We start from the raw sequence: 18,842 nt of genomic DNA on the forward strand, positions 1-18,842 counted from the left end.
CTCAGGCCCGCTCGATGCGGTCGTCATGGATGACGATGCGGCCCTGCTTGAACAACGCGCCAATGGCCTTCTTGAAGTTGCCCTTGCTGACGTTGAACATGCGGCTGATCACCTCTGGGTCGCTCTTGTCGCACACCGGCAACACGCCCCCTTCGGCTTCCAGGCGTTGCATGATCTGCTCATGCAGCCCATCGGCCAATGCCTGACCAACCGGCTGCAGGCTCAGCGCGATCTTGCCGTCATGGCGTACTTCCTTGATGAATCCCTTCTCGTGCATGCCTGAGCGCATGAACTTGAAGATTTCGTTCTTGTGGATCAGGCCCCAGTGGCGGTTGTTGATGATCGCCTTGAAACCCATCGGTGTTTCGCCTGCCACCAGCAACTCGACCGGCTGACCAACCTGGTAATCGGCCGGCGTGCGGTCGAGGTAGCGGTCCAGACGCGAGGTGGCGGTGATGCGCTTGGTGCGCTTGTCGAGGTAGACGTGCACCACGCAGTAATCGCCGATCTTCAGTGGCCGCGCCTCTTCCGAGTACGGCATCAGCAGGTCCTTGGACAGCCCCCAATCGAGGAAGATGCCCGCACCGTTGATGTCCTTGACCTTGAGACTGGCGAACTCGCCCACCTGCACCTTGGGTTTCTCGGTGGTGGCGATCAGCTGGTCTTCGCTGTCCAGGTAGATGAATACGTTGAGCCAGTCGTCGACCTCGGTTTCGGCGTTTTTCGGGATGTAACGCCCGGGCAGCAGGATCTCGCCGTCGGGGCCGCCGTCCAGATAAAGGCCGAACTCCACGTGTTTCACGATTTGCAAACTGTTGTAACGCCCAAGCAGAGCCATTTCCGATGTTCCTCAAGACAAGGCGACTATTCTACACCTGAAGCCAGCGCGCCGCCCGACCGCTGATTCGGCGGAACCGCCGCGATCCCCTTGCGTCTACCGAGTGGCCAGTCACCTTGCAAGGAACAGCACATGCCTACACGCCTGTTCAAAGCCCTGCTCATCGCCACCACCTTGGCCCTGGCACTGGTGGCCTGCAACCGCATGGACCTGGCCTACCGCAACCTCGACCGGCTGGTACCCTGGTCGCTCAGCGACTACCTGGACATGAACAGCGAGCAGAAAACCCTGCTCGACGAACGGCTCAAGCAGCAGCTGGCCTGGCACTGCAAGACACAACTCCCGGGCTACCTGGACTGGCTGGACCGTGTGCGCAGCATGGTTGCCGAAGACCAGGTCACCGACCAGGCCGTGCAACAGCGTACGGTCGAGGCGCGCCAGGCGATTGGCCGCGTCGCGGCAGCGATCACTCCGTCTGCGAGCGAGCTGCTGCGCGGCATGAGCGATGCTCAGGTCGCGGAAATGCGCGATGCGTTCCGTGACGATATCAACGAACGGCAAAAGAAGTATGTCGAGACCCCGCTGGCCAAGCAGATCGCACGGCGCGCCGAACGCATGGAGAAACGTCTTGAACCTTGGTTTGGCGAGTTGACGGTGAGCCAACGCCAACGTGTGCAACGCTGGTCACAGGCGCTGGGCGACCAGAACCGCCAAGCGATAGCCAACCGCGCGCACTGGCAGCAACAGCTGTTGCTGGCCATGAACCAACGTGGCGATGCCAGCTTCGAGCCGCGCCTGGCGCAACTGCTGCAGCGTAAGGAAAGCCTGTGGACTGCGGAGTACCGCTTGGCCTTTCAGAACAGTGAGCAGCAGGCTCGCAGCTTGATGATCGACCTGGTGCAGCAGAGCAGCCCAGCGCAGCGGCAATTTTTGCAGGCGCGGTTGGCCAAGGTGCGTACCGATTTCAGTGAACTCAAGTGCTTGAAAGGTTGAATCAGTACCGGCCTCTTCGCGGCTAAAGCCGCTCCCACCGGTTATGCGGAAATACCTGTGGGAGCGGCTTTAGCCGCGAAGAGGCCGGCACAGGCAACCCAGGTCACCGCCCCTTGCGCCGATAGGGAAATACATCAATGACCTTCCCTTCCCGAATGGACGCCTGCAGCCCCTTCCAGTAATCCGCATCATACAATTCCCCATGCAACCGGCTGAATAACCGCCGCTGGCCAATATCGGCAAACAGAAACGGCGGAAACTCCTCGGGAAACACATCATGTGGTCCGATCGAATACCACGGCTCGCCCGACATCTCATCCTCTGGATAACGCGGCGGCGGAATGTGGCGGAAGTTCACCTCGGTCAGGTAGCTGATCTCGTCATAGTCGTAGAACACCACCCGGCCATGACGGGTCACCCCGAAGTTCTTCAGCAGCATGTCGCCAGGAAAGATGTTCGCCGCCGCCAGTTGCTTGATCGCCAGGCCGTAATCCTCCAGCGCTTCGAGCACCTGCGCTTCGCTGGCCTGCTCCAGGTACAGGTTGAGCGGGGTCATGCGGCGTTCCGTCCAGCAGTGGCGAATCAGCACCGTGTCGCCTTCCAGGGCCACGGTGGACGCCGCTACTTCCAACAATTCCGCCAGGCATTCAGGCTCGAATTTGCCTAGAGGGAAGCGAAAATCGGCGAATTCCTGGGTATCCGCCATGCGCCCCACCCGGTCGACGCTCTTCACCAGGCGGTACTTGTCGATCACCGTAGCGCGGTCCACCGTTTTTGAAGGCGCGAAGCGGTCCTTGATGATCTTGAACACCGTGTTGAAGCCCGGCAGGGTAAACACGCTCATGACCATGCCGCGCACACCGGGGGCCATGACGAAGCGATCATCACTGTTGGCCAGGTGGTTGATCAGGGCACGATAGAACTCTGACTTGCCGTGCTTGTAGAAACCGATCGAGGTGTACAGCTCGGCAATGTGCTTGCCCGGCAGAATACGCTTCAGGAAATTGACGAACTCCGCCGGCACCGGCACATCGACCATGAAATACGAGCGGGTGAAGGAGAAGATGATCGACACCTCGGCTTCGTCGGTGATCAGCGCATCGGCCTCGATACCATGGCCTTCGCGGTGCAACAGCGGGATCACCAGCGGCCACTGCTCGTCACTGTTGTACAACCGGCCGACCAGGTAAGCGCCCTTGTTGCGGTACAGCACGGGGACGAACAGTTCCACGGCCAGGGCCGGGTCCTTGCATACCCAATCCGGCAGGCACTCCTTCAGTTGCTGCTCCAGGCGCGACACGTCGCCGTCGAGATCGCCATAGGCAAAGCCATAGTCATCGAAAATCGCCCGCAGCAGGCTCTTGAGGCTGCCCCCAGGGGAATAGGTGCGGGTTTGCGCCGCGCGTTGATGGCTGCGTATCGACGGCCGGGTGGTGTGGATGAACATGCAGCCGTCGCTGATCTGGTCGTGGCTGAACAGGCTGCAGAACAACGAGTTGTACCAGGTCTCCGAGAGTTCATCGTCCAGACGTGGGTCGATCAAGCGGATATAGGCACTTTTCACCAGCGGCCACTGCTCGACCTCCAATAGCACCTCGTCGTCGAACGCATCACGCAGCCAGCCGTTGACCTCGCCGACCTTCTGTTCATACAGGTTGATCCGCGCCGCCGCCGAGCGCTGGATAGCTTGCCAGCGCGCCTGCTCGAAGCGCTCGCGGGCGCCGAGGGTAATGCGGCGAAAATGCTCGCGGTAGTCGTCGAAGCCATCGAGGATCATCCGGGCGATCTCGCCGGCCGGCCAGTGCTGGGTCATGCGGGACACCTCGGGGGGGGGTGAGATAAACAGCTTAGTCGGACTCTTGATGATGGGGTGCCTGCGCCGGCCCTTTCGCGGGGCAAGCCCGCTCCCACAAATATCCGGGTTGTGTGGTGAATCTGTGGGAGCGGGCTTGACCCGCGAAGAGGCCAGCATGGATTCACACCGCAAGAAAGGACAAGAACCCCAGGTCCGCCATCACGTACACTCGCGCCCTGCCCTGTACCCGGAGACCGCCGTGAGCCCCATCGCCCTAGCCCGCCTGCTGACCCTTGCCGCCGTCTGGGGGGCGAGCTTTTTGTTCATGCGCATCATCGCCCCGGAACTCGGCACCGTGCCCACCGCTTTCTTCCGCGTGTCGATCGCCTGCCTGGGCCTGATCGCCATCCTCGCGGTAGCACGGGTGCGCTGGAACTTCGAGGGCAAGCTGGGCGCCTGCCTGGTGCTGGGCATGATCAACTCGGGCATCCCAGCCACCTTCTATTCAGTGGCGGCGCAAGTGTTGCCGGCTGGCTACTCGGCGATCTTCAACGCCACCACACCGCTGATGGGCGTGTTGATCGGCGCGCTGTTCTTCCGCGAGGCGATGACCCTGCCCAAACTGTGCGGCATATTCCTTGGCCTGTTCGGTGTCGGCATCCTCAGCGGCGCCGGCCCCGTAGCCCTGGACCTGAACCTGTTACAAGGCGCGCTGGCCTGCCTGGCGGCGACCACCTGTTACGGTTTTGCCGGCTTCCTGGCGCGGCGCTGGATCAGCGGCCTGGACAGCCGCCTGTCGGCGCTCGGCAGCATGCTCGGCGCCACGCTGCTGCTAACGCCTGTGTTCGCCTGGAGCGCGCTCACCCAGCCGCCCGCCAGCTGGGGTGGCTGGCAGGTGTGGCTGTCGCTGCTGGGCCTGGGCCTCGTGTGCACGGCCTTCGCCTACATCCTGTATTTCCGCCTGCTGGCCGAGATCGGGCCGGTCAAGGCCAGTACCGTGACCTTCCTGATCCCGGTGTTCGGTGTGCTGTGGGGCGCTTGGTTGCTGGATGAGTCGCTGTCAATGGGGCATCTATACGGCGGACTGCTGATTGCCGCTGCCCTTTGGCTTGTTCTGAAGCCCGCGCCTCGTTCGCAAACAGCTTAGGGGGCCGGTGTTCGCGGCTGAAGCCGCTCTCACGCTGGTGTTTCACCTGTAAAACCAAGTTTTGTTGCGTTACCCAAAATGCCCAACTACCTCGCACGAACACAACCTCTTGCGCGGTCGCTGGGCATTTTCGTGCCATATAGAAAACCTTGTTTCATATATAAAACAACAACTAAATCACCTTAATACTGCAACCCACTAATAAATAAGCCATTTCTTAATATTTAAGCGCGATTCCACACCTGGCATTGTTCGTGCACTAAACGGCGTATCACCTATAAAACAGACCAGAGAACATTCCCATGGCTGTGAAAGAGATGTACGCAATCGCCCCGCAATGGCATGAACAACCGCGCCACGCAGCAGTAACGGAAATCGAATTTCGCAACGTCGGCAAAGCGTTCCCGGCCAAAGGCCAAGCAGAGGCCCCGTTCGCCATCCGTGGGGTGAATTTCCAGATCCGTCGCGGCGAAGTGGTTTCCATCATCGGCCCGTCGGGCTGTGGCAAAAGCACCATCCTCAACATGGGTTCCGGCCTCTACCGCCCCACCGTGGGCGAGGTGCTGGTCAGCGGCGAAGTGGTCAACGGCCCGGTGCCCAAGGTCGCCTTCATGCTGCAGAAAGACCTGCTGATGCCGTGGCGCAGCATCCGCCGCAATGTCGAACTGGGCCTGGAGATCCAGGGCATGCCCGCCGCCCAGCGCAAGGTCATCGCCGAAGATCTGCTCAACCGTTGCCACCTGCAAGGCTTCGCCGACCACTACCCATTCCAGCTGTCCGGCGGCATGCGCCAGCGCGCCGCCCTCGCCCGCACTCTGGCGATCGATCCGCAGGTGCTGTTTCTCGACGAACCGTTCTCGGCCCTCGATGCGCAAACCAAGATGATCCTGCAACAGGACCTGGCGCAGATGCTGTTCGAGGAAAAGAAGACCGCCCTGTTCATCACCCACGACCTGGTCGAGGCCATCGCCCTGTCCGACCGCCTGCTGGTGATGAGCGCTCGCCCCGGCACGATCATCGAGGAAATCGAGATCGACCTGCCACACCGCAACAACCCCCTGGAGCGCCGCAAGCTGCCGGAAATCGGCCCGCTCGCCGGCCGCCTGATGGATCTGCTGAAGGTCGGCGAAGACCTCGACCTGCACTGACCGACGCCCCACTCATCACTCGGGAGTTAGCATGTTCACCACACACTTCAAGCGCGTGGCGCTCACCGCCGTGGCTACCTTGGCCCTGAGCCTGACGGCCCAGGCCGAACCGACCAAGGTCACCTACCTGCTGCCGGCCCCGCCCAGCCTGCCGGCGTTCGCGCCGTGGATCATCGCCAAGGAAAAAGGCTACTACCAGGCCCAGGACCTGGACCTGACCTTCATCGCCGCCAAGGGCGGTGTCGACGTGGCCAAGCAGATCGGCGCCGGCAATGCCCTGGTCGGCGGCGCCATCGGCGACACGCCGATCATCGTCCGCCCCAATGGCATCCCGGTGCGTGCAGTGGCCGTACTCGGCGGCGGCGGTGTCACAATGATCGCCACCAATGCCGGCGAGAACATCCAGTCGATCCAGCAGCTCAAGGGCAAGACCCTGACCGTGATGTCCTACTCCGACACCACCTACTACGCCCTGCTCGCCTCGCTGCGCAAGGCCGGCCTGAGCAAGGACGACGTGGACATCCAGGCCGCCGGGCCGTCAGGCGTATGGCAGCTGTTCTCGGCCAGCAAGGCCCAGGCCATGGCCGGTGTGCCGGACTGGGTCATCAATGCCGAGGACGCCGGGCTCAAGTACGCGCTGATCCCGCGCGAGCAAGTGTTCGAGAGCATGGCCCAGGCGATCCTCGCTTCCGACGACGCCATCGAACACCACCCCGAGATCGTCCGTGGCGTGGTCCAGGCCACCCTGCGCGGCCTGCAGGACATCATCGACGATCCCAAGGCCGCCGCCGCCAGCTTCGCCCGCGCCGTCCCGGCCTACGCCGGCAAGGAAGCGTCGCTGGAGAAAACCCTGCGCCTGTACGTGGAGTACGTCTACGCCGGTCAGCCGGTACTCGGCCGCATTGACCCGGCGCGCCTGGACAGCGTGCGCAAGTTCTACGTCAGCGAAGGCATCGTCCCTCGCGAACCCAAGCTCGACGAGCTGTACAGCAACCAGTTCATCGAAACCCGCACCGCGGCCAAATAACAAGGTAACCGCCCGATGAGAAACCTCAACCCATCCGTGGCCGGCAGCGTCGCCCTGCTGGTCCTGTTCCTGGCGCTCTGGCAATGGGGCCCGGGGCTGGTCGGCATGCCCGAGTTCGTCATGCCGCAACTGAGCCGCGTGGCCCAGGAAAGCCTGCTGATGTGGCACTCCGGCGGCCTGCTCGAACACACCCTGATCACCGCCTTCGAGATCATCGTCGGCTTCGTGCTCGGCGCCCTGCTGGGCGTGGCCATCGGTGTTTCGCTGGGCCTGTCGCCATCGGCCGAAGCGATGTTGTCGCCGTACATCCTGGCCCTGCAGATCGCCCCCAAGGTGGCCTTCGCCCCGCTGTTCGTGATGTGGCTGGGCTACACCATCTACCCGAAGATCCTCATCGCCATCCTGATCGTGTTCTTCCCGGTGATGATCAACGTGCTCTCGGCCATCCGCACCGTCGACCCGGACATGATCAACCTGGTGCGCACCATGAACGCCAGCCGCTGGCAGATCTTCCGCCTGGTGGAATTCCCTTCGGCCATGGCCGCGCTGTTCTCCGGCCTGCGCATCGCCTCGACCCTGGCCGTCATCGGGGTCACCGTCGGCGAGCTGGTCGGTGGCAACCAGGGCCTGGGGTTCCTGCTGGTGGACGCCGAAGGCCAGGGCAACACCGCCGGGGTGTTCGTGGCCATCGTCATGCTCACGATGATCGGCGTGCTGGCCTACGGCGCCGTGGTCTGGGCCGAGAAGCGCGTGCTGCATTACCTCCCCAAAGCCATGCTGAGTAGCCAATGATGAGCAGCTTCGACAACCTTCTTGCTGGCCGCCGCGTGCTGGTCACCGGTGGTGCTCGCGGCCTGGGCTATGCCTTTGCCCAGGCCATCGCCCAGGCCGGTGCCCGGGTGGTGATCGCCGATGTGCTGGCCGGCCGCGTGCAACAGGCCGCCTGCGAACTGAACGGCATGGGCCTGGACGTCAGCGGCGTCAGCCTGGACCTGGCCAGCCCCGACTCGATCGACGCCTGCATCGAACGCACGGTCAAGCGTCTGGGCGGCCTCGACGGCCTGGTCAACAACGCGTCGATCACCAACTCTGGTGGCAAGAGCTGCGAAGAGCTGGACATCGAGACCTGGGACCAGGTCATGCAGGTCAATGTGCGCGGCACCTGGCTGATGACCCGCGCCGCCCTGCCGGCGCTGCGTGAAAGTGGCCGTGGTGCGGTGATCAACCTGGCCTCCGACACCCCGCTGTGGGGCGCGCCGAACCTGCTGGCCTATGTCGCCAGCAAGGGCGCGGTGATCGCCATGACCCGCAGCCTGGCCCGCGAGCTGGGCAACGCCAATATCACCGTCAACGCCATCGCCCCTGGCCTGGTACTGGTCGAAGCCACCGCCTACGTGCCCGAGGCCCGCCACCGGATGTACACCGAACAACGGGCCATCCAGCGCCCACAACTGCCTGACGACGTCAGTGGCGCGGTGCTGTTCGCCCTGTCCGACCTGTCGCGCTTCATCACTGGACAAACCCTGCCGGTCAACGGCGGGTTCGTCATGCCCTGAGCAAAGGAGACCGCCATGACCGACCTTTCCCTGCAGCAAGCCACCCCGAAAACCTGGGACCAACCAGAAGGTTCCGACCTGGCCGGCTGGATGCAGACCCGCATCGCCCGCTACGAGACCCGCCGCTACGACTGGGACGCGCTGAAGTTCCAGGCCGACTTCGACCCCAAGTTCCGCCGCGCGCAGATGCGCTACGTGGGCACCGGTGGCACGGGTGTCGGCAGTGACATGAACACCATTGCGTCCGAGCACTTCACCTTCTCCACCATGGTCATCCCGGCCGGCCACGAAGGCCCGCCGCACCTGCACACCGACGTCGAGGAAGTGTTCTTCGTGCTGCGTGGCAAGCTCAAGGTCATCATCGAAAAAGACGGCGAACGCTTCGAGACCATCCTCACCGACCGTGACCTGATCTCGGTGCCGCCAGGGGTGTACCGCGAAGAGATCAACGTGGGCGATGAAGACGCGCTGATGTGCGTGATGCTCGGCGCCAAGAAGCCGGTGACCCCGACCTACCCGCCAGCGCACCCGCTGGCCTCGATCAAGCGCGGGTAAGCCGATGCTCATGCCCTCTCCCGCCCTGCTCGATCAGCGCTTCGCCGAACGCCTGCTGCACCTGGACGTTTGCCAAGTGGCCGTGCGCCAGGCCGGCAGTGGCGAGGCGGTGGTGCTGCTGCATGGCATCGGCTCGGGTGCGGCCAGCTGGCTTCAGGTGGCCATGGGCATGAGCGAGCGCGCCCGGGTGATCGCCTGGGATGCGCCGGGTTACGGCCGGTCCACGCCCCTGGCGATGGCCGCACCCAAGGCGCAGGACTATGCCGCGCGCCTGCTGCAGACGCTCGACGCCCTGGGCATCGAACGCTGCGTGCTGGTCGGCCATTCCCTCGGGGCACTGACCGCCAGCGCCTTCGCCCAGGCACACCCCGAGCGCGTCAGCCGCCTGATACTGATCAGCCCGGCACGCGGTTACGGGGCGCAGCCCGAACAAGGCCAAGCCGTGCGCAGCAAGCGCCTGCACAGCCTGGAACACATGGGCATCGAGCACATGGCCCGCGAGCGCAGCGCACACCTGCTGTCGGCCAGCGCCAGCCGCGAGGCTCTGGCCTGGGTGCAGTGGAACATGGCGCGGCTGCAGCCCCACGGCTACCGCCAGGCCATCGAACTGTTGTGCGGCGACGCCCTGCTGCGCTATGCGAGCCAAGCAGTGCCCTGCGAAGTGCACTGCGGCAGCGTCGACAGCATCACCCCCGCCAAGGATTGTGCGGCCCTGGCCGCAGCCCTGGGCGCGCCTTTCAAGCTGATACCCGGCGCCGGCCATGCCTGCGCCATCGAACAACCTGACACGGTGACGGGCCTGCTGGCCCGCGCCCTGGACGCCTCTTTCACAGGTAGCGTGCTATGAACGATATGGATCCGTTGAAGGAAAACCAGGACAAGTACATTGTCCCGGGCCTGGAACGCGGCCTGCTGCTGCTGTGTGAATTCAGCCGGCAGAACCGCACCCTGACTGCCCCCGAGCTGGCCCGGCGGCTGTCGCTGCCGCGCTCGACCATCTTCCGCCTGCTGACCACTCTGGAAACCATGGGCTTCGTCACCCGCAGCGGCAACGAGTACCGCCTGGGGATGTCGGTGCTGCGCCTGGGCTTCGAATACCTGGCGTCGCTGGAGCTGACCGAACTGGGCCAACCGTTGCTGGCACGGCTGTGCGACCACCTCAACTACCCGAGCAACCTGGTGGTGCGCGACGGCCGCTCGATCGTCTACGTGGCCAAGGTTTCGCCACCGTCGGTGTTCTCCAGCGCGGTCACCGTCGGCACCCGCCTGCCGGCCCACGCCACCGTGCTCGGGCGCATCCTGCTGGCCGACCTCAGCCTGGTCGAGCTGCGCGAGCTGTACCCCGAAGAGCATCTGGAACAGTACTCACCGTGCACGCCAAAAACCGTTCTGGAGCTGTTCGACCTGGTCCAGGCCGACCGCCTGCGCGGCTACGTCAATGGTGAAGGTTTCTTCGAGTCGAGCATCTCCACCGTGGCAGCGCCCGTGCGCGACGCCAGCGGTCAAGTGGTCGCCGCGCTGGGCCTGACCATCCCCACCGTGCAGATCGGCCACGTCAATTTCGACAACTTGCTCGGCCAGGTGCGCGGTAGCGCCGATGAACTGTCACGCCTGCTCAACTACCGGCCCGGCAGCGGCCACGTCACTGCTCTGATGAGGGACTGAGATGAACCCCTATCAATTACAGGACAGCACGGTGATCGTCACCGGCGGCTCGTCCGGCATTGGTTACGCCTGCGTCGAACTGCTGCTCGAAGCTGGCGCCCGCGTGGCCTTCTGCGGGCGCAACGAAGACCGCCTGCGCAGCGCCGAAGCGCGTCTGCGCGAACGCTTCCCCGAAGCGCAATTACTGGCGCACGTTTGTGATGTGCTGGATGCCTGCTCCGTGCAGGCCTTCGCCGCCGCCAGCCTGGCCGCGCTGGGCCCGGCCCAGGTGCTGGTGAACAATGCCGGCCAGGGCCGTGTGTCGACCTTCGCCAGCACCACCGACGAAGCCTGGCACGACGAACTGCAGCTCAAGTTCTTCTCGATCATCCACCCGGTACGCGCGTTCATGACCCAGTTGCAGGGCAAGGCCAACGCCTCGATCGTCTGCGTCAACTCGCTGCTGGCCAGCCAGCCCGAGCCGCACATGGTCGCCACGTCGGCCGCCCGTGCCGGGATCAAGAACCTGGTGCGCTCGATGGCGTTCGAATTCGCCGAACACGGCATCCGGGTCAACGGCATCCTCATCGGCCTGGTCGAGTCCGGGCAATGGCGACGCCGCTTCGAGGCCCGCGAAGAGCGCGAGCTGGACTGGTCGCAATGGACCGCACAGCTGGCGCAACGCAAACAAATTCCCTTGGGCCGCCTTGGCCTGCCGAAGGAAGCGGCGCAGGCGATCCTGTTCCTCGCCTCGCCCCTGTCGGCCTACACCACTGGCAGTCATATCGATGTATCCGGAGGCTTGTCCCGCCATGCGTAACGAAAACACTGTCACCGTCGGTGCCGTCATCACCGCGTTCCTCGAACAATGCGACGTCAAGGCGGCGTTCGGCGTGATCTCGATCCACAACATGCCGATCCTCGATGCCTTCGCCGTGCGCGGCAACATCCGCTTCGTCATGGCCCGCGGTGAAGCCGGGGCGACCAACATGGCCGATGCCTATGCCCGCAGCAGCGGCGGCCTGGGCGTGTGCCTGACCTCCACCGGCACCGCCGCCGGCAACGCGGCCGGGGCGATGGTCGAAGCGCTGACCGCCGGCACCCCGCTGCTGCACATCACCGGGCAGATCGAAACGCCGTACCTGGACCAGGAGCTGGCCTATATCCACGAAGCGCGCGACCAGCTGACCATGCTCAAGGCCGTGTCCAAGGCGGCCTTCCGCGTGCGCAGCGTGGAAACCGCGCTGAGCACTTTGAAACTGGCCGTGCAGACCGCCCTGACCGCGCCCACCGGCCCGGTCAGCGTGGAAATCCCGATCGATATCCAGTCGGCCTTCATCCCCATGCCGAGTGACCTGTCGCCGCTGCCGATCCCGGTCGCCGCCCCCGCCGCCGAGGCCCTCGACCTGGTCGCCGAACGCCTGGCCAGCGCCACCCGCCCGCTGTTGTGGCTGGGCGGTGGCGCCCGGCATGCCGGCGCGCAGGTCAAGCGCCTGCTGGACATGGGCGTCGGCGTGATCACCTCGACCCAGGGCCGAGGCGTGGTCAACGAAGACGACCCTCGCTGTCTGGGAGCGTTCTCGCAGAACAAGCGGGTCGAAAGCTTCATGCAGACCTGCGATGCGCTGGTGGTGGCCGGCTCGCGCCTGCGCAGCAACGAGACCTTCAAATACGCCCTGAAGCTGCCACGCACCACCCTGCGCATCGACGTCAACCCGGCCATCGAAGGGCGCAGCTACCCCAGCGACCTGTTCATCTGCGGCGATGCCGCGCTGGCCCTGGAAGGCCTGGCCGACCGCCTGCAAGGCCGCCTGAACATCGACCCGGACTTCCTCAGCGAACTCAAAGACGTGCGCGAGCAATCGCGCCAGCAGCTGGTCGCCGACCTCGGCCCGTACTCGGCACTGGTCGAGCAGTTGCAGGCACAGACCGGGCGCAACTTCACCTGGGTGCGCGACGTGACCCTGTCCAACAGCATCTGGGGCAACCGCCTGCTCAACCTCTACCACCCGCTCTCCGGCGTGCATGCCCTCGGTGGCGGCATCGGCCAGGGCCTGGCGATGGGCATTGGCGCGGCGGTGGCGGCAGCAGAAACGGCACCCGGGCGCAAGGTGTTCGCCCTGGCCGGCGACGGCGGTTTCATCCTCAACCTGGGCGAGCTGGCGACCCTGGTGCAGGAGAAAGCCAACGTGGTCATCCTGCTGATGAACGACCAGCGCTACGGCGTGATCCGCAATATCCAGGACGCCATTTACGGCGCCCGCCACGCCTACGTCGAACTGCACACGCCGGACTACAGCAAGCTCGCCGAATCGCTTGGCCTGCGCCACGGCCTGGTCAGCGACCTGAAACATTTCGGCGACGTGCTCGAAGGCGCCCTGGGCGAGCAAGGCCCGTTCCTGCTGGAAGTGGACATGCTCAGCGTCGGCGGCTTCGCCACCCAGTTCGCAGGCCCCCCAAACAGCGAAACCAAGGCGCAGAAGGCCACGGCCTGAGGACCCCGCCATGTTGCATATCACCATGATCGGCTGCGGCGCCATTGGCGTCAGTGTGCTGGAACTGCTGGAGCAAGACCCGCAGCTGTGCGTCGATGCGGTGATCGCCTCGGCCGGCTCCGAAGACCTGGTACGCCAGCGCCTGGCCAGCTTCCGCCAACCACCGCAGGTGCTGACCGCCCTGCCCGCCGCTGCACGCCCCGACCTGCTGGTCGAGTGCGCCGGCCACAAGGCCATCGAAGAGCATGTCCTGCCGGCGCTGGAGCGCGGCATCGCCTGCCTGATCGTCTCGGTCGGCGCGCTGTCCGAGCCTGGCCTGGTGGAACGCCTGGAAGCGGCAGCGGCACGCGGCAACACGCGGATCGAGCTGCTGCCAGGCGCCATCGGCGGCATCGATGCGCTGTCGGCGGCCAAGGTCGGCGGCCTGGATGCGGTCACCTACATCGGCCGCAAACCGGCGCAGGCCTGGAAGCACACCCCAGCCGAGCAGGTGTGCACGCTGGACAGCCTCAGCGAAGCGACGGTGATCTTCGACGGCAGCGCCCGTGAAGCGGCGCGGCTCTACCCGAAAAACGCCAACGTAGCAGCCACCCTGTCGCTGGCCGGGCTGGGCCTGGACCGCACCCGCGTGACCCTGATCGCCGACCCGCACAGCGACGAAAACGTGCACCAGGTCGAAGCCCGCGGCGCCTTCGGCCGCTTCGAGATGAGCCTGCGCGGCAAACCGCTGGCGGCCAACCCGAAGACCTCGGCGCTGACCGTCTACAGCGTGGTGCGTGCCCTCGGCAACCACGCCCATGCCATTTCCATCTAGGGGACTGCCAATGACACTGGAACAGACCTTACCCATCTGCATCGCCGGCACCTGGCGCCTGGGCGGTGGTGAACGCTACGCCACCTGCTACCCCGCCACGGGCGAGCCGGTCGCCTGGCTCAATGCCGCCAGCCTGGACGATGTCGAAGCCGCCGTACAAGGCGCGCACCAGGCCTTTCTGCACAGCGGCTGGGCCCAGCGCAAGCCGCACGAGCGCGCCGCCGTGCTGTACCGCATCGCCGGGCTGATACGCGAGCGCAGCGAGGAACTGGCGCAACTGCAGCGCCAGGACAACGGCAAGCCGATCAACGAGACCCGCGCCCTGGTCGCCAGCGCGGCGGGCACCTTCCAGTTCTTCGCCGCTGCCTGCGAAACGCTGGAAGAAACCATCACCCCGTCGCGCGGTGATTTCGTCAGCATGAGCGTGTACGAGCCGATGGGCGTGGTCGCAGCGATCACCCCATGGAACTCGCCGATTGCCAGCGAGGCGCAGAAGGTCGCCCCGGCCCTGGCCGGCGGCAATGCGGTGGTGATCAAGCCGGCGGAAATCACCCCGCTGCTGGCCTTGCAGCTGGCCAGGATCTGCGAAGACGCCGGACTGCCCAAGGGCTTGATCAGCGTGTTGCCGGGCAAGGGTTCGCTGCTCGGAGACGCCTTGACCCGTCACCCGCTGGTCAAGCGCGTATCGTTCACCGGCGGCACCCGCACCGGCAAGCACATCGCCCATATCGCTGCGGACAAGATGATGCCGGTGTCGCTGGAGCTGGGCGGCAAGTCGCCGACCATCGTTCTCGACGATGCCGACCTCGACCATGCCGTGGCCGGTGTGCTGTACGGCATCTTCAGCTCATCCGGCGAGGCTTGCATCGCTGGCTCGCGGCTGTTCGTCGCCCGCGCTTTGTACGAGCCATTCATGGCCCGCCTGACCGCCGCCGCCGCGCAACTGCGCCTGGGCGACCCTGCCGATGAGCGCACGCAGATGGGCCCGCTGATCAGCGCCGCCCACCGCGAGTCGGTGGAACGCTACGTGGCCCTGGGCCTGGCAGAAGGCGGCCGCCTGCGCCTGGGCGGCGAACGCCCGAGCGGCGCGGGCTACTTCTACCCGCCCACCATCCTCGAGGGCCTGGGCAATCACCAGCAGGTGTGCCAGGAAGAAATCTTCGGCCCGGTACTGGTGGCCATGCCGTTCGACAGCGAAGACGAACTGCTGGCCCAGGCCAACGACAGCCTCTATGCGCTGGCCGCCGGCATCTGGAGCCGCGACTACAAACGCGCCTGGGCCCTGGGCCGCAAGCTGCAGGCCGGCACGGTGTGGATCAACACCTACAAGCAGTTTTCCATCTCGACGCCCTTCGGCGGCTGGCGTGACAGCGGCCTGGGCCGCGAAAAAGGCCGCTTGGGCATCCTGCAGTACATGGAACAGAAGAGCCTCTACTGGGGCATGAACACACAGCCGCTGGCCTGGGCCGTCGTGGAGGCAGGGCAATGAGCGTACTGGGCATCGACGAAGTCACCTACGGCGTGGAAGACCTCGCCACCTGCGCGCGCTTCTTCGCCGACTGGGGCTTGAAGAAAGTCAGCGAGCAACCTGACGAGGTGATCTTCGAAACCCTCAACGGCTGCCGCGTGGTACTGGCCGCCCTCGACAAACCTGGCCTGCCGCCGGCCATCGAACCCGGCTCGACCGTGCGCGAAGTGGTCTGGGGCGTCGAAAGCCAGGCCGACCTGGCGCTGTACAGCCAGCGCATCGCCAATGACCCAGGCTTCGTCGAAGGCAACGGCCGCATCGGCTGCACCGACCCCAACGGCCTGGCGATCCGCTTGCAGGTCACCCGCAAACGCGCGCTGGATATCGAGTGCAGCGGCCACAACACCTGGCAGACCAAGGGCCGGATCAACAAGCCGGCGCCGGTCTACGAGCGTGCCACGCCAATCGAAGTGGGCCACGTGGTGTTCTTCGTCAAGGACGTGAACGCCTGCGAAGCCTTCTACCACGAGCGCTTCGGCTTCCAGGCCTCGGACCGCTACCCCAACCGTGGTGCCTTCCTGCGTACCGCCGAGGAAGGCGGCCACCACGACCTGTTCATGCTGCAGCTGCCCTCCCCGCGCGCCGGACTCAATCACGTGGCCTTCACCGTGCGTGACCTGCACGAGGTATTCGGCGGTGGCATGCATATTTCGCGCTGCGGCTGGGCCACCGAGATCGGCCCGGGCCGTCACCCGGTGTCGTCGGCATTCTTCTGGTATTTCAAGAATCCAGCTGGCGCGCTGGTCGAGTACTACGCCGACGAAGACCAGCTGACCGGCGACTGGCAACCGCGCGATTTCGAACCCGGCCCGACGGTCTTCGCCGAATGGGCGATCGCCGGCGGCATCGATGGCAACACCCGGCGCCAACAGCATGCCGAAGCGCCGCAAGGCAAATTCCTCACCGACAAGCCCAAGAACAATTGAGGTGTATCCCATGAGTACAACCGAGGTTTACCTGCAGCCGCATCAAGCCCGTAAACGTCCCAACACGCCGTTCGAAGACCTGCTCGGCGACTCCATCGAGCGCGCCTACGGCAATGGCGTGAGCGCGCTAGGCGAATTGCTCGCGCACCTGAACCTGGCTGGCCCGCCCTGCCCGCTGACCAGCGGCGAGTGGACCGAAGACGCATTCAAAACCCTGATGGCACGGCTGGGCGAATGACCCGCTGGAGGTAAAACAAGATGAATATGCAGATTACCGTCGACCCTGTTGAGCAGCACCTGGCCAATGGCCTGAAAGACCTCTGGTTCCCGGTTTTGCCGTCGGAACTGTTGAGCGAGAAACCCGTCTCGATCCGCCGCCTGGGCTACAAGATCGCCCTGTGGCGCGACAACGACGGCAGCGTTCACGCCCTCGAAGACCACTGCCCGCACCGCGGTGCGCCGCTGTCCCAGGGGCCGGTACTGGGCGACCGCCTGCAGTGCCCCTACCACGGCGTCGAAGTGCGCTGCGACGGCACCGTCACCAAAGTGCCCGGCAGCCCGGGCTGCAAGCTCGAAGGCAGCCGCCCGACGCGGATGTTCCATACCCGCGAAGCTGCAGGGGCGATCTTCCTGTTCAATGCCACCGACCCACACCTGGACACGCCGCCAGAGTTGGTGCTCCCCGAGCAATTGACGTCGCCCGAATGGAGCAGCTTCCTCTGCTACACCGAGTGGAAAGGCGACTACCGCTACGTGCTCGACAACGTCATGGACCCGATGCACGGCAATTACCTGCACAAGATGTCGCACTCCATGAGCGAAGGTGAAGCCACCGCCCGGTTCGTCACCCGCGACACCGACCAGGGCTTCGTCTTCGAGAAGGAAGGCCAACGCGGGGTCAACTTCGACTGGACCGAATTCCTCGACAACGGTTGCCACTGGATGCGCCTGGAAATTCCGTACCCGAAAACCGGCGGCCCAGGCGGCAACTTCACCATTATCGGCAGCTACACCCCGAGCAGCCGTGCACTGTCTGCCGTGTTCCACTGGCGCGCACGGCCGCTGACCGGCTGGCAGCGCGACACCTGGCGCTTCCTCTACAAGAACCGCCTGGAGGCGCGCCACTGGGCGGTGCTGGAGCAGGACCGGGTGCTGCTGGAGTTCATGGAGTTCGACGCCAACCAGCGTGAAAACCTCTACCAGCATGACCTCGGCGTGGTACGCCTGCGCCGTTACTTCAAGGCCAAGGCCAAGGAACAACTGGCCCTGATCGAAACCCAGCAACTGGCCTGAGCCTGAGGTGACCGATGTCCAACTCTTCCACCGTCAGCGCGTTGGTGCACACCCTGCGCCATGAAGCCGAAGGCATCATCAGCGTCGAGCTGCGCCCGTGGGGCGATACCGTGTTCGCGCCGTTCGAGGCAGGCTCGCACATCGACCTGCACCTGCCCAACGGCCTGGTGCGCAGCTACTCGCTGCTGAACGCGCCCAGCGACCAGGGCCGCTATGTGGTCGGTATCCTGCGTGACCGCGCCAGCCGTGGGGGCTCGCGCTACGTGCACGAGCAACTGCGGGTGGGCACGCAAGTGCAGATCTCGCAACCGCGCAACAATTTCGCCCTCGACACCCGCGCCAGCCACAGCGTGCTGGTGGCCGGCGGGATCGGCATCACGCCGATCTACTGCATGTTCCGCCAACTGCTGGCGCTGGGGCGTTCGGCCGAGCTGATCTACTGCGCCCGCTCGCGCGCCGAGGCGGCGCTGCTGGAGGAGATCGGCGGGCTGGGGGCGAAGGTGGTCTACCACTTCAACGATGAAAAGGGCTGCTTGCCGGACTTGGCCGGCTATCTGGCCGGGCGGCCTGCCGATACGCACTTCTATTGCTGTGGGCCGACGCCGATGCTTGATGCCTTCGAGCAGACCTGCGAACGCTTAGGCTACCCACATGCGCATATCGAGCGGTTTACCGCTGCCGAAGTGGCGCCGTCGGAGGATGCGCTGGGCAGCTATAGCGTCGAGCTGAGCAAGTCGGGCAAGACGCTCAGCGTCGAGCCTGGGTTGAATCTGCTCGATGTGCTGCTCGAAGCCGGGTGCGACATCGAATACAGCTGCCGCGAAGGGGTCTGTGGCTCGTGCGAGACGCGGGTGCTGGAAGGCGATGTCGACCACCGCGACGGCGTGCTGAGCAAGGCTGAGCGGGCGGCCAACACATCGATGATGGTCTGTGTATCGGGCTGCAAGAGCCGGCGCCTGGTGCTCGACCTTTGAATCGGCGCCGCCCCCTTCGCGGGTGTACGACCGGAGACATCGTTTACATAGTAAACCGGGGACATGGTTTACACATTTGAGGCTTGGACGCGGTTTTCGCCTCGTCCAA

The 18,842-nt window shown here is 64.9% G+C and carries 19 protein-coding genes; 17 read left to right on the forward strand and 2 right to left on the reverse strand.

Annotated features, from left to right (window positions below; all coding sequences use genetic code 11):
* Window position 1: 1 nt before the first annotated feature.
* Window positions 2–838 (reverse strand): CvfB family protein, encoded by an 837-nt coding sequence (locus ACZ6YA_RS15690; RefSeq protein WP_465898025.1) that lies wholly within the window; start codon window positions 836–838, stop codon window positions 2–4.
* Between the two features lie 132 nt (window positions 839–970).
* On the opposite strand from ACZ6YA_RS15690, the gene ACZ6YA_RS15695 reads away from it, so the two are divergent.
* Window positions 971–1,831 carry a DUF6279 family lipoprotein gene (locus tag ACZ6YA_RS15695; RefSeq protein ID WP_465898026.1) on the forward strand — a complete coding sequence of 287 codons (861 nt, stop codon included), beginning with the start codon at window positions 971–973 and terminating at the stop codon, window positions 1,829–1,831.
* A gap of 103 nt (window positions 1,832–1,934) precedes the next feature.
* Here the strand turns inward: ACZ6YA_RS15695 and aceK are convergent, their stop codons facing one another.
* Window positions 1,935–3,644, reverse strand: coding sequence for a bifunctional isocitrate dehydrogenase kinase/phosphatase (gene aceK, locus ACZ6YA_RS15700; RefSeq protein WP_465898027.1), 1,710 nt, complete (start codon window positions 3,642–3,644; stop codon window positions 1,935–1,937).
* 241 nt (window positions 3,645–3,885) lie between these two features.
* Here aceK and ACZ6YA_RS15705 point away from each other — a divergent pair, with 241 nt between their 5' ends.
* The 16 genes from ACZ6YA_RS15705 (at window position 3,886) to ACZ6YA_RS15780 (ending at window position 18,733) form a co-directional block, all read left to right on the forward strand.
* The gene (locus tag ACZ6YA_RS15705; protein WP_465898028.1) at window positions 3,886–4,773 is read left to right on the forward strand and encodes a DMT family transporter; all 888 of its coding nucleotides are present in this window, start codon (window positions 3,886–3,888) and stop codon (window positions 4,771–4,773) included.
* Window positions 4,774–5,090: 317 nt separating this feature from the next.
* Complete coding sequence (locus tag ACZ6YA_RS15710) at window positions 5,091–5,921, forward strand: ABC transporter ATP-binding protein (RefSeq protein ID WP_465898047.1); 831 nt, start codon at window positions 5,091–5,093, stop codon at window positions 5,919–5,921.
* 31 nt (window positions 5,922–5,952) lie between these two features.
* Complete coding sequence (locus ACZ6YA_RS15715; RefSeq protein WP_465898029.1) at window positions 5,953–6,948, forward strand: ABC transporter substrate-binding protein; 996 nt, start codon at window positions 5,953–5,955, stop codon at window positions 6,946–6,948.
* A 15-nt stretch (window positions 6,949–6,963) separates the two neighbouring features.
* Window positions 6,964–7,740: an ABC transporter permease gene (locus tag ACZ6YA_RS15720; protein ID WP_465898030.1), complete on the forward strand. Its 777-nt coding sequence runs from the start codon at window positions 6,964–6,966 to the stop codon at window positions 7,738–7,740.
* Window positions 7,740–8,504 carry an SDR family oxidoreductase gene (locus tag ACZ6YA_RS15725; RefSeq protein ID WP_465898031.1) on the forward strand — a complete coding sequence of 255 codons (765 nt, stop codon included), beginning with the start codon at window positions 7,740–7,742 and terminating at the stop codon, window positions 8,502–8,504. The genes ACZ6YA_RS15720 and ACZ6YA_RS15725 overlap by 1 nt, the downstream gene beginning before the upstream one ends.
* Before the next feature lie 15 nt (window positions 8,505–8,519).
* Window positions 8,520–9,059: a cupin domain-containing protein gene (locus ACZ6YA_RS15730; protein ID WP_465898032.1), complete on the forward strand. Its 540-nt coding sequence runs from the start codon at window positions 8,520–8,522 to the stop codon at window positions 9,057–9,059.
* 4 nt (window positions 9,060–9,063) lie between these two features.
* Entirely contained in the window at window positions 9,064–9,906 is an 843-nt protein-coding gene (locus tag ACZ6YA_RS15735) for an alpha/beta fold hydrolase (protein ID WP_465898033.1), read from the forward strand.
* Window positions 9,907–9,911: 5 nt separating this feature from the next.
* Window positions 9,912–10,724, forward strand: coding sequence for an IclR family transcriptional regulator (locus ACZ6YA_RS15740; protein ID WP_465898048.1), 813 nt, complete (start codon window positions 9,912–9,914; stop codon window positions 10,722–10,724).
* A 1-nt stretch (window position 10,725) separates the two neighbouring features.
* On the forward strand, window positions 10,726–11,523 hold the full coding sequence (locus tag ACZ6YA_RS15745; RefSeq protein WP_465898034.1) for an SDR family oxidoreductase: 798 nt from the start codon (window positions 10,726–10,728) through the stop codon (window positions 11,521–11,523).
* A complete protein-coding gene (locus ACZ6YA_RS15750; RefSeq protein WP_465898036.1) occupies window positions 11,516–13,198 on the forward strand; it encodes a thiamine pyrophosphate-binding protein in 1,683 nt (560 codons plus the stop codon). The genes ACZ6YA_RS15745 and ACZ6YA_RS15750 overlap by 8 nt, the downstream gene beginning before the upstream one ends.
* A 10-nt stretch (window positions 13,199–13,208) precedes the next feature.
* Window positions 13,209–14,012: an aspartate dehydrogenase gene (locus ACZ6YA_RS15755; RefSeq protein WP_400795656.1), complete on the forward strand. Its 804-nt coding sequence runs from the start codon at window positions 13,209–13,211 to the stop codon at window positions 14,010–14,012.
* Window positions 14,013–14,022: 10 nt separating this feature from the next.
* The gene (locus ACZ6YA_RS15760; protein WP_465898037.1) at window positions 14,023–15,501 is read left to right on the forward strand and encodes an aldehyde dehydrogenase; all 1,479 of its coding nucleotides are present in this window, start codon (window positions 14,023–14,025) and stop codon (window positions 15,499–15,501) included.
* Complete coding sequence (locus ACZ6YA_RS15765; protein ID WP_465898038.1) at window positions 15,498–16,466, forward strand: VOC family protein; 969 nt, start codon at window positions 15,498–15,500, stop codon at window positions 16,464–16,466. Before ACZ6YA_RS15760 ends, ACZ6YA_RS15765 begins: the two co-directional genes overlap by 4 nt.
* Window positions 16,467–16,476: 10 nt before the next feature.
* Window positions 16,477–16,704 (forward strand): recombinase-like helix-turn-helix domain-containing protein, encoded by a 228-nt coding sequence (locus ACZ6YA_RS15770; protein ID WP_465898039.1) that lies wholly within the window; start codon window positions 16,477–16,479, stop codon window positions 16,702–16,704.
* 20 nt (window positions 16,705–16,724) lie between these two features.
* Window positions 16,725–17,759: a Rieske 2Fe-2S domain-containing protein gene (locus ACZ6YA_RS15775; protein WP_465898040.1), complete on the forward strand. Its 1,035-nt coding sequence runs from the start codon at window positions 16,725–16,727 to the stop codon at window positions 17,757–17,759.
* Between the two features lie 14 nt (window positions 17,760–17,773).
* Window positions 17,774–18,733 carry a PDR/VanB family oxidoreductase gene (locus ACZ6YA_RS15780; protein WP_465898041.1) on the forward strand — a complete coding sequence of 320 codons (960 nt, stop codon included), beginning with the start codon at window positions 17,774–17,776 and terminating at the stop codon, window positions 18,731–18,733.
* The last annotated feature ends 109 nt before the right edge of the window (window positions 18,734–18,842 follow it).

Source organism: Pseudomonas sp. NPDC090752 (assembly GCF_055584805.1).

Bases quoted from the DNA above. Each gene is read 5' to 3' on its own strand.
- ACZ6YA_RS15725 (WP_465898031.1), top strand. From the start codon at position 7,740: ATGAGCAGCTTCGACAACCTTCTTGCTGGCCGCCGCGTGCTGGTCACC.
- ACZ6YA_RS15775 (WP_465898040.1), top strand. From the start codon at position 16,725: ATGAATATGCAGATTACCGTCGACCCTGTTGAGCAGCACCTGGCCAAT.
- ACZ6YA_RS15750 (WP_465898036.1), top strand. From the start codon at position 11,516: ATGCGTAACGAAAACACTGTCACCGTCGGTGCCGTCATCACCGCGTTC.
- ACZ6YA_RS15690 (WP_465898025.1), bottom strand. From the start codon at position 838: ATGGCTCTGCTTGGGCGTTACAACAGTTTGCAAATCGTGAAACACGTG.
- ACZ6YA_RS15760 (WP_465898037.1), top strand. From the start codon at position 14,023: ATGACACTGGAACAGACCTTACCCATCTGCATCGCCGGCACCTGGCGC.
- ACZ6YA_RS15780 (WP_465898041.1), top strand. From the start codon at position 17,774: ATGTCCAACTCTTCCACCGTCAGCGCGTTGGTGCACACCCTGCGCCAT.
- aceK (WP_465898027.1), bottom strand. From the start codon at position 3,644: ATGACCCAGCACTGGCCGGCCGGCGAGATCGCCCGGATGATCCTCGAT.
- ACZ6YA_RS15695 (WP_465898026.1), top strand. From the start codon at position 971: ATGCCTACACGCCTGTTCAAAGCCCTGCTCATCGCCACCACCTTGGCC.
- ACZ6YA_RS15770 (WP_465898039.1), top strand. From the start codon at position 16,477: ATGAGTACAACCGAGGTTTACCTGCAGCCGCATCAAGCCCGTAAACGT.
- ACZ6YA_RS15745 (WP_465898034.1), top strand. From the start codon at position 10,726: ATGAACCCCTATCAATTACAGGACAGCACGGTGATCGTCACCGGCGGC.
- ACZ6YA_RS15765 (WP_465898038.1), top strand. From the start codon at position 15,498: ATGAGCGTACTGGGCATCGACGAAGTCACCTACGGCGTGGAAGACCTC.
- ACZ6YA_RS15710 (WP_465898047.1), top strand. From the start codon at position 5,091: ATGTACGCAATCGCCCCGCAATGGCATGAACAACCGCGCCACGCAGCA.
- ACZ6YA_RS15755 (WP_400795656.1), top strand. From the start codon at position 13,209: ATGTTGCATATCACCATGATCGGCTGCGGCGCCATTGGCGTCAGTGTG.
- ACZ6YA_RS15735 (WP_465898033.1), top strand. From the start codon at position 9,064: ATGCTCATGCCCTCTCCCGCCCTGCTCGATCAGCGCTTCGCCGAACGC.
- ACZ6YA_RS15740 (WP_465898048.1), top strand. From the start codon at position 9,912: ATGGATCCGTTGAAGGAAAACCAGGACAAGTACATTGTCCCGGGCCTG.
- ACZ6YA_RS15730 (WP_465898032.1), top strand. From the start codon at position 8,520: ATGACCGACCTTTCCCTGCAGCAAGCCACCCCGAAAACCTGGGACCAA.
- ACZ6YA_RS15715 (WP_465898029.1), top strand. From the start codon at position 5,953: ATGTTCACCACACACTTCAAGCGCGTGGCGCTCACCGCCGTGGCTACC.
- ACZ6YA_RS15720 (WP_465898030.1), top strand. From the start codon at position 6,964: ATGAGAAACCTCAACCCATCCGTGGCCGGCAGCGTCGCCCTGCTGGTC.